Genomic DNA, 8,102 nt, shown 5'->3' with positions numbered 1-8,102 from the left:
GGGTGGGTTACCTGGTGGCGCATGCGGCCTGGACCCAGGCTCTGGAACGGGCGATCCGCGCCACCACCTGGAGCAATCCCGGGGTGATGAGCGCCATGGCCTGTGCCTGGATCGAGGACGGCACCGTGGCCCGCCTGGAGCAGGAGAAACGCGCCGATGCACGCCAGCGCCAGGCGCTGGCGCGGGAGTTGTTGACGGGGCTGGAGATCCTCGGCCATCCCGGTGCCTACTTCCTCTGGCTGCCATTGCCCGAGGAGGTGCGGGCCGACCAGGTGGCCATGGCGCTGCTGCGCGAGAAAGTCTCGGTGTCCACGGCCGAGCCTTTCGTATGCGCCGGGCCGGTGCCCCATGCCATTCGCCTGGCCCTGGGCTCGGTGAGCCTGGCGGAGCTGCGCGAGGCGTTGCTCAAGGTGCGTCGGGTGATCGCTCGCTATGCGTTCTGAAGCGGCAAGCTACTGGCTTGCCGCTCGCGCCTGGCGGCTGTTCCTCAGAGCTTGAACTGGTTCACCAGGCCGTTGAGGTCCACCGCCAGGCGCGACAGTTCCTGGCTGGCGGCGTTGCTCTGGTTGGCGCCGGCCGAGGTCTGGGTCGACAGGTCACGAATGTTGACCAGGTTGCGATCCACCTCGCGGGCCACCTGGGCCTGTTCTTCGCTGGCGCTGGCGATCACCAGGTTGCGCTCGTTGATCGAGGTGATGGCCTGGGTGATCTGGTCCAGGGCCAGTCCCGAGGCCCGCGCCGCCTCCAGGGTCAGGTGCGCCCGTTCATTGCTGGTGCGCATGGCACTGACCGCGCCCTCGGTGCCTTCCTCGATGGTGTTGATCATGCTTTCGATTTCCTGGGTCGACTGCTGGGTACGATGGGCCAGGGCCCGCACCTCGTCGGCGACCACCGCGAAACCACGCCCGGCGTCACCGGCGCGGGCGGCTTCGATGGCGGCATTGAGAGCCAGCAGGTTGGTTTGCTCGGCGATCGAGCGGATCACCTCCAGCACCTGGCCGATGTTGCGTACATCCACCGCCAGGTGTTCGACCCGCTCGCAGGTCTGGGTCACGTCCCGGGCCAGCTGGCCGATGGAGTCGACGGTGTGTTGCACCTGCTCGCGGCCATGGTGGGCGGTGCGGTCGGTTTCCTTGGACGCCTCGGAGGTGCTCACGGCGTTACGCGCTACTTCTTCCACGGCGGCGGTCATCTCGTTGACCGCGGTAGCCGCCTGTTCCACTTCATTGCTTTGCTGATGCAGGGTCTGGCTGGAATGGTCGGTCACCGCATGCAGCTCCTCGGCGGCCGAGGCCAGCTGGTTGGAGGAGTCGGCGATGCGCTGCAGGGTGTTGCGCAGGCTCGCCTGCATGGTCTGCAAGGCTTGCAGCAGGCGCGCCGGTTCGTCCTTGCCGCTGATGGCGATGCTCTGGCCCAGGTCGCCGCTGGCGATGGTCTCGGCCACGCCCAGGGCCTGGCCCAGGGGCCGCACGATGCTGCGGGTGAGCAACAGGGCCAGGGCGATGGTCAGGGCCACGACCACCAGCAGGATCACCACCACCATGGCGCTGGCGCTCTGGAATACCTGGCTGCTTTTCTCGGCGGCGGCGACCCCGCCCCGGGTGTTGATATCGATGATGCTCAACAGCTCCTTGAGCATGGCATCGGCGTTGACCAGGAACGATCCGCCGTCGACGATGTTCACCGCTGCTTCCTTGTGGCCTTGGCGGACTTGCTCCAGCACCTGGTGCTGGTCCTTCGCATAGGCCGCCCTGGCGTTGAGGTAACGCTCGTAGGCGGCACGTTCCTCGGGTTCGCTGATCAACTGTTCGTAGGTGGCCTGCTGGCGGTCCAGTTGCTGTTCGAGTTGCTCGACCCGGGCCAGCAGCGCCTGCACGGCGCTGGCCTCACGGACCACCAGCATGCGCAGGGTGATGGTGCGGATCTGGGTGCTGGTCAGGGCCACGGCATTGGCGGCGACGATGGAGGGTTGCCAGTTCTGGTCGACCTCAAGGGATTGCTGGTTCATGCGCTGCATTTCCAGCAACGAGAAGCCCCCCAGGCCCAGTGCGAGCAAGGCGATCAGGGCGAAGCTGAGCCCTGCGCGGCGGGATATGTTCATCGTTCTCAAGAGCATGACGGTGTTCCTTGTGGCAGCAAAAAGCGCAACCGGCGTGCGAAGCGCGGTTGCATCGGTGCGGCGCGCTATGGAGCAGGCTCCATGGCGCCGTCGGCGTTTTTGCACACAAGGCTGGCACCAGGCGCATCTGGCGGCGCCTTTGGCGAGCGTTATCCCGTCTAGGCGGGGTCAGGCCCCCGAGCCGGAAAACCGCCGGATGATAGCACAATGACATGTATTTCGGGCGGTTTGCTGAAGGGATTCAGCTGGTCTGTTCCAGGAGGAAGCCCGCGACCGCGTCGGCACTGGCGGCTGGGCGTTCCTGCATGAAGCAATGGTGGCCGTCGAGCACCTGGGTGTGCAGGTGCCGGTTGATGGCGGCCCAGCGCTCGATCGAGCGGGCGACATAGGGGTAGCTGTCGTGCCCGCGGATCGCCAGGGTCGGGGTGCGGATCTGGCCCAGGGCCTGCCACAGGCGCCGGGGAACGGAGCTGAAGATATCCACTTCACGCTCGGGGGCGCACTTGAGCGCCACGCCCTGGCCGTCGTCCTTCAGGCCGTGCTCGATGTAGGCGGCCAAGGCCTCGTCGCACCAGCCCTTGAACACCCCGCGATTGGCCAGGGCAGCCCGGGCCGCCGTGCGGTCGGGCCAGTGGCGCCGGCGAGAGGCGGCCTTGCGCGCCAGGCTGTGGCGGCGGTTCAGGCCCAGCACCGACAGCACCCGCAGCGAGCTGATCATCGAGGGGGTGAACAGTACCGGGTCGAGCAGCACGGCCCGGGTGAACAGTTGTGGGCGCTCGGCCAGCACCAGGCAGGTCAGTACCGCGCCAAAGCTATGCCCCAGGGCATGGCGCGGTACTGCGCCGTAGTCCGCCAGCCCGGCTTCGAAGGCTTCGGCGGCCAGTTGCGCGGTGCGGTTCCAGCCCAGGAACGGGCCACCATGGTCACTGTCGCCGTGGCCCTGGACGTCGCTGAGCCACAGGTCGAAAGACTCGGCCAGCAGCGCCAGCATCGGTTGGTAGGCCATGGCGCAGAAGCCGTTGCCATGGAGAAAGTGCAGCAACGGCTTGCCCGAGGGCACGGAGCGCAGGCCGCGCAGGGTGAAGCCTTCGCGGCATGGATGGGACCAGGGAATCAACTGCATGGAGCCTCGACAGGGGCGGTGGGCACAGCCGGGCATTGTCGACGGGCTGAAATCCGAGTCAAGGGTCGATCCGGACCGCCTCCAGCACTATCGGTCCTGGAGCTGGCGGAACGACAGGCTGATTCGCTCGCCGGCACCCGGCGCCTTGGGGATCGCGTGCAACCACTGGGTTTGCAAGGCGTCGGACATATGCAGCAGCGAACCGGCGCCCAGGTTGTATTCGTGGATCCGGCCACTTTGCTTGTGCTTGAACAGCATGCTGCGCGCATGCCCCAGGGAAATCACCACCACGCCGGTGCCTGGCACCAGTTGTTCGTTGGCATCGGAATGAAAGCCCATGGACGACTGGCCGTCGGGGTAGAAGTTGAGCAGGCAATTATTGGGACGAAACCCCAGCAATTGCTCGATGGCCGGGCACAGCCGCTCCAGCGCCTCGGGCATGGGGACCGCCGGGTAGCTGATCTGCGAATAGTCATAGGGCAGGCCGAAGCTGGCGGTCTTGCGCGCGCGCATGCGCTCGTCCCAGGACACCGAGGCCTTGAGCTGCTCGAACAGCGCGCGGGGATCGGGGATGAAATGGGTGACGAAATCGATATCGGGTGCGGTCATGCCGGGCCTGCCTTGGCTGGAGAAAGAAAATGACGGGAGTGGGTCGCCGCGAGCTTCAGCGCCTTGCCTGGAGTTCCAGGGTGCCGCCGCAACGGGCCTGGAGAAATTCCCCGGCCTGTCGCCCCAGTTCGATCCGGGAGGCGCTGATGGCCAGGATCAGGGGCGTCTTGGATAGCGGATCGATGTCCAGGCGCTGCGTGCTGTCGGCCCGCAGGATCAGGGTCAGCTCCGTCCACTGGTCATCGGCCGCGCTGTGGCTGTCGCCATCGGAATCGACATTGCACCCGGTGCCCCACAGGTGTTCGGCGACCCGGTAGAAGGCCGGGCGCGGGCCGGGGCCGTGGAGCAGGAATCTAGGCATGGGATCGAGCGTCAGAGGGCGGACCGCGACGGTAGCTCGCCCTCGTTGCCTCGTGCAAGTGCCGGCGGCTTCAGCCGCCGTTGGCGCCGAGGATGCTCGCCACCTGGCGCGGCTGGCAGTTGAGGTAGGCCGAGGATTTGAGCCAGCGTTGGTCGGGATACCAGGAGAACATGAACTGGCCGTCCTTGAGCTTGTCTATGACCTGGCGCGCCACCTGCGGACGCACGGCCGGGCAGCCCTGGCTGCGACCGATGCGGCCCTGGCGCTGGCTCCACAAGGGATTCACGTAGTCGGCGGCATGGATCACGATGTCGCGGTCACGGGCCCGATCGTTGAAGCCCGGCTCCAGGCCATCCATGCGCAGCGAGTAGCCATGGCTGCCTTCGTAGCTTTCCTGGGTGCGGAACAGGCCCAGGCTGGATTGATAGCTGCCCAGGCGGTTGGAGAATTGCGTGGCGAAGTTTTCCCCGGATTTCTGCCCGTGGGCCACCAGGTCGCGCAGCACCAGCTTCTTGCTGCGCAGGTCGAAGATCCACAGGCGTCGGGCGGTGGAGGGCTGGGAGTAGTCGATCACCGCCAGGTGCCGGGCTTGCCGCGCACCGCTGCTGACCGCGCACTGCATGGCGCTCAGGGCGCTTTTCAGGGCCTGGGGGTTGAGGTCCGGGGCGGCGTGGGCGAGGCTGGCGTACAGCGTCGGGCTGGTGGTGGGGCGAGGTTTGCTGGAAGCGAAGGAAGGACTGCAAATGGCGCCCAGGGCAAGGGCCGCCAGGCAGAATCGGCACAAGAAGGTCAACATGTCTAAAACATCCCCATGGTCACTTTGGCTCCTGACGTCCTGTCTCCCCGGCAGTCTGGTCTATATGTTTAATTCCCAGGCCTGATTGTTCTCTGCATCTGCCGTAACGCTTGGCCCTCAGCCTGAGGGCAATGGATTGGAGTAAAGCAGTTGTTCAAAAAACACGCATGTTACTTGAGCCTGTGGCTGCTCGCTGCGCCATTGGTCGCGCTGGCCGAGGACTTGCCGCCGGCGAGCCCCCTGCCGGGGGCGCTGGCCCAGCCGGCGCTGGCCTGCCCGGCACTGGCCCCGCGCCTGGACCTGCCGACGCAGCAATTGTTGCAGGCGTTCTATCGCGAGCAGGGCGAGCAACCGGTGTGGTCGACCGGGGCGCGCCTGGAACAACTGCAGGCGCAATTGGCGGGCTTGGTCGATGACGGCCTGGACCCTGGGCACTATCGCCTGCCACCGGCCAGCGCGGGGGGCGATGGCTTGTGCCGCGACATCGATATCAGCCACCAGTACCTGCAAGCCCTGCAGGACCTGCATTACGGGCGCCTGTCGCAGACCCGCTTCGAGCCATTGTGGCGGGCCCAGCCGTTGCCGGACGATCGCCAGGGCGTGTTGCTGGCCATTGCCGGGCCGGGGCTGGATGACCTCGGCGCGGCATTCGACCGGGCGCGGCCCAACCTCGAGCAGTACCGCAACCTGCGCCGGGCCTATGCCCATGAGCGGCAACAGCCCTTGCCCCGTTGGCAAGACGTGGCCGGCGGCCCGTTGTTGCGCCCACACATGGAGGACAAGCGTGTCCCGGACCTGGCCCAGCGCCTGTACCACGGCGGTTTCCTGGCCAGCCCCAGGGTCGATGCCGACAACATCTACAGCGACGATCTGGTGAGTGCGGTGAAGAGTTTCCAGCTCAGCCACTCGCTGCAGGCCGACGGCGTGGTGGGGGCTGGCACCCTGAAGGAAATGAACGTCAGCCCGGCCCTGCGTCGCGAGCAGTTGCGCATCAACCTCGAACGCCTGCGTTGGCTGGCCCGGGACTTCGAGCCGAACATCGTGCTGGTCAACGTCGCCGCGGCGCAGTTGAGTTTCTACCAGCACGATGCGCTGGTCTGGCAGACCCGCACCCAGGTCGGTCGCGCCGAGCGCCAGACGCCGCTGCTCAAGTCCCAGGTCACGCGCCTGACCCTGAACCCGACCTGGACCGTGCCGCCGACCATCCTCAAGGAAGACAAGCTGCCGCAGATCCGCCGTGACCAGGGTTTCCTCAATCGACAGGACCTGCAGGTGCTGGACGCCAATGGCCAGCCCCTGGCCGCCGAGGACATCGATTGGGAGCGTCCGGGCAACATCCTCCTGCGCCAGGGGGCCGGGCCGCGTAATCCCCTGGGGCGCATCGCCATCCGTTTTCCCAACCCGTTCTCGGTCTACCTGCACGATACGCCGAGCCAGGCGCTGTTCAGCAAGGGGCCGCGGGCCTTCAGCTCCGGCTGCGTGCGGGTCGAGCAGGCACTGCAACTGCGCGACTGGTTGCTCAGCCCGGCGGAGCGCTTGCGTACCAACGATTTGCTGGCCACCGGCCTGACCCACGAGTTCCGCCTGGCCAAGCCGGTGCCGATCCTGCTCACCTACTGGACGGTGCAGGCCGACAGCCATGGGCAATTGCTGTATGCACCGGACATCTACGGGCATGACCCGCTGCTGTCCACCGCCCTGGGCAGCAAGATCTGACTTGCGCAAACCGCGGCCTGGCCTGGTGACTTGCGGTATTGTGTGCGGCCTTTTTCGCCACGGATCCAAGACTGCGCCATGCCACTGACCAAACGCCAGCAAGCTGCCATGGAGCGCTTGCTGGCCACTACCCTCACCGAAGCCTGCGAAGCGGCCAAGATCCGCCTCGAAGGTTTTTCCTGGTTGACCCACGAAGTGGACTACGCGGTGTTTCCCGCGAGTCTGGTGGTGGTTTGGGTGTTCGCTGCCCAGGCCGACAAGGAGCGAGCCCTGGCGGCGGGAGAGGGTCCGTGGATGATCGAACTCACGGCCCGGGCGCTGGCGGATGCCGGTGTCACCCTGGAGCCGCTGGCAGGCCATGTGTTCTTCGACAGCGAAGAACAGTGCCAGCGGATCAGTGGTGGTGATTGGACCCGGCGCCTGGCGCGCCTGCGACCGGGGCGGGGCTGAGGTGGCCAGGGAAATCGACAACCCCTGTATTGCCCTGTGCCAGCTCAGCGGCGACCTGTGCGTGAGCTGCGGGCGCACCAAGGATGATATCCGCAAGTGGAAACGCATGAAGCGCCCGGAGAAGATGGCCGCCGTGCAACGGGCCGGCGCCCGCCTCAAGGCCCTGCGCAAAAAGCAGGGCTGAAGGGGCTGGCCTGTCGTCGGCGCGCTGGCTACACCCCTTGGCGGCGCATGGCCAGGATGGTGCTGCCGAAGAAGATGAAGGTGGAGCCCACGACCCGGTTGACCCATTTCGACAGCGCCGGGCGGGTCAGCACGCCTTTGGCCCGGGAGGCCAGCAGGGCATAGATGCTCAGCGAGACCAGCGACAGGGCCATGAAGATCAGGGTCAGGATGAAGAACTGCGGCAGCAGGGCGGCATGCTGGTCGATGAACTGCGGGAACAGCGCGGTGAAGAAGATGGTCGCCTTGGGGTTGGTGGCGGCGGTCAGGAACGCCGACTTGAACAGCTTGAACCGCGGCGGGGCGCTGACGCGCTGGTCATCCGGATTGTTGGCGCTGAGCAATGGGCTCTTGCTCAGCAACTGCTTGGCACCGAGGTAGAACAGGTAGCCGGCGCCGAGGATCTTCACGGCGTTGAATACCCATTCGGAACTGGCGATCAGCGCCCCCAGGCCCAGCATGGCCGCCGCGGACATGCAGAACAGGCCACTGATATTGCCCAGGGATGACCACAGGGTGGACTTGGCGCCGTAGGTCACGCTGTTGTGCAGCGCCACCAGGGTGGCCGGACCAGGGCTGGCGATGGCGATGGCGGCGACCAGGGTATAGGCAAGAATCGAGTGGGCATCCATGGCTTGGACTCGTCGGGAAAGGGAGGCTGGATTCTACAGGACAAACCGCCGGGAAATCCTCTGCGACACGCTGC

At 66.3% G+C, this 8,102-nt stretch carries 9 protein-coding genes and 2 pseudogenes; 4 read left to right on the top strand and 7 right to left on the bottom strand.

Translation table 11 applies throughout. The features are described 5' to 3' along the window. Positions 1–443: aminotransferase class I/II-fold pyridoxal phosphate-dependent enzyme (locus tag ACK6AU_RS21710; RefSeq protein ID WP_409301311.1), on the top strand; the 443-nt coding region annotated here is incomplete at its 5' end. A gap of 44 nt (positions 444–487) precedes the next feature. Here the strand turns inward: ACK6AU_RS21710 and ACK6AU_RS21705 are convergent. The 6 genes and pseudogenes from ACK6AU_RS21705 to ACK6AU_RS21680 form a co-directional block, all read right to left on the bottom strand. Then, a pseudogene (locus ACK6AU_RS21705) lies at positions 488–1,087 on the bottom strand (methyl-accepting chemotaxis protein); the annotation flags it as partial. 258 nt (positions 1,088–1,345) lie between these two features. Further along, a pseudogene (locus tag ACK6AU_RS21700) lies at positions 1,346–2,101 on the bottom strand (MCP four helix bundle domain-containing protein); the annotation flags it as partial. 259 nt (positions 2,102–2,360) lie between these two features. Then, positions 2,361–3,242 carry an alpha/beta fold hydrolase gene (locus ACK6AU_RS21695; protein WP_409301309.1) on the bottom strand — a complete coding sequence of 294 codons (882 nt, stop codon included), beginning with the start codon at positions 3,240–3,242 and terminating at the stop codon, positions 2,361–2,363. A gap of 87 nt (positions 3,243–3,329) precedes the next feature. Continuing rightward, a complete protein-coding gene (locus ACK6AU_RS21690; protein ID WP_409301307.1) occupies positions 3,330–3,851 on the bottom strand; it encodes an alpha-ketoglutarate-dependent dioxygenase AlkB in 522 nt (173 codons plus the stop codon). A gap of 55 nt (positions 3,852–3,906) precedes the next feature. Continuing rightward, a complete protein-coding gene (locus tag ACK6AU_RS21685) occupies positions 3,907–4,212 on the bottom strand; it encodes a hypothetical protein (protein ID WP_409301305.1) in 306 nt (101 codons plus the stop codon). A 70-nt stretch (positions 4,213–4,282) separates the two neighbouring features. Next, the gene (locus ACK6AU_RS21680) at positions 4,283–5,008 is read right to left on the bottom strand and encodes a murein L,D-transpeptidase catalytic domain family protein (protein WP_022643762.1); all 726 of its coding nucleotides are present in this window, start codon (positions 5,006–5,008) and stop codon (positions 4,283–4,285) included. A 150-nt stretch (positions 5,009–5,158) separates the two neighbouring features. Between ACK6AU_RS21680 and ACK6AU_RS21675 the strand changes: the two genes are divergently transcribed. From ACK6AU_RS21675 to ACK6AU_RS21665, 3 genes are all read left to right on the top strand, one after another. Further along, positions 5,159–6,724 carry a murein L,D-transpeptidase gene (locus ACK6AU_RS21675; RefSeq protein ID WP_185700183.1) on the top strand — a complete coding sequence of 522 codons (1,566 nt, stop codon included), beginning with the start codon at positions 5,159–5,161 and terminating at the stop codon, positions 6,722–6,724. Positions 6,725–6,802: 78 nt separating this feature from the next. Further along, complete coding sequence (locus ACK6AU_RS21670; RefSeq protein WP_409301303.1) at positions 6,803–7,174, top strand: hypothetical protein; 372 nt, start codon at positions 6,803–6,805, stop codon at positions 7,172–7,174. A 1-nt stretch (position 7,175) separates the two neighbouring features. Then, positions 7,176–7,358: a DUF1289 domain-containing protein gene (locus ACK6AU_RS21665; RefSeq protein WP_409301301.1), complete on the top strand. Its 183-nt coding sequence runs from the start codon at positions 7,176–7,178 to the stop codon at positions 7,356–7,358. Positions 7,359–7,386: 28 nt separating this feature from the next. Here ACK6AU_RS21665 and ACK6AU_RS21660 read toward each other — a convergent pair whose 3' ends face one another. Further along, complete coding sequence (locus ACK6AU_RS21660) at positions 7,387–8,028, bottom strand: LysE family translocator (protein ID WP_185700187.1); 642 nt, start codon at positions 8,026–8,028, stop codon at positions 7,387–7,389. Positions 8,029–8,102: the final 74 nt, after the last annotated feature.

The organism is Pseudomonas sp. KCJK8993 (genome assembly GCF_046230915.1).
Lineage (GTDB): Bacteria > Pseudomonadota > Gammaproteobacteria > Pseudomonadales > Pseudomonadaceae > Aquipseudomonas > Aquipseudomonas piscis.
This window is presented reverse-complemented; position numbering and strand designations above follow the sequence as displayed.

Excerpts from the sequence above, each read along its gene's own strand:
- ACK6AU_RS21695 (WP_409301309.1), bottom strand. The coding sequence starts at position 3,242 with ATGCAGTTGATTCCCTGGTCCCATCCATGCCGCGAAGGCTTCACCCTG.
- ACK6AU_RS21690 (WP_409301307.1), bottom strand. The coding sequence starts at position 3,851 with ATGACCGCACCCGATATCGATTTCGTCACCCATTTCATCCCCGATCCC.
- ACK6AU_RS21685 (WP_409301305.1), bottom strand. The coding sequence starts at position 4,212 with ATGCCTAGATTCCTGCTCCACGGCCCCGGCCCGCGCCCGGCCTTCTAC.
- ACK6AU_RS21680 (WP_022643762.1), bottom strand. The coding sequence starts at position 5,008 with ATGTTGACCTTCTTGTGCCGATTCTGCCTGGCGGCCCTTGCCCTGGGC.
- ACK6AU_RS21670 (WP_409301303.1), top strand. The coding sequence starts at position 6,803 with ATGCCACTGACCAAACGCCAGCAAGCTGCCATGGAGCGCTTGCTGGCC.
- ACK6AU_RS21660 (WP_185700187.1), bottom strand. The coding sequence starts at position 8,028 with ATGGATGCCCACTCGATTCTTGCCTATACCCTGGTCGCCGCCATCGCC.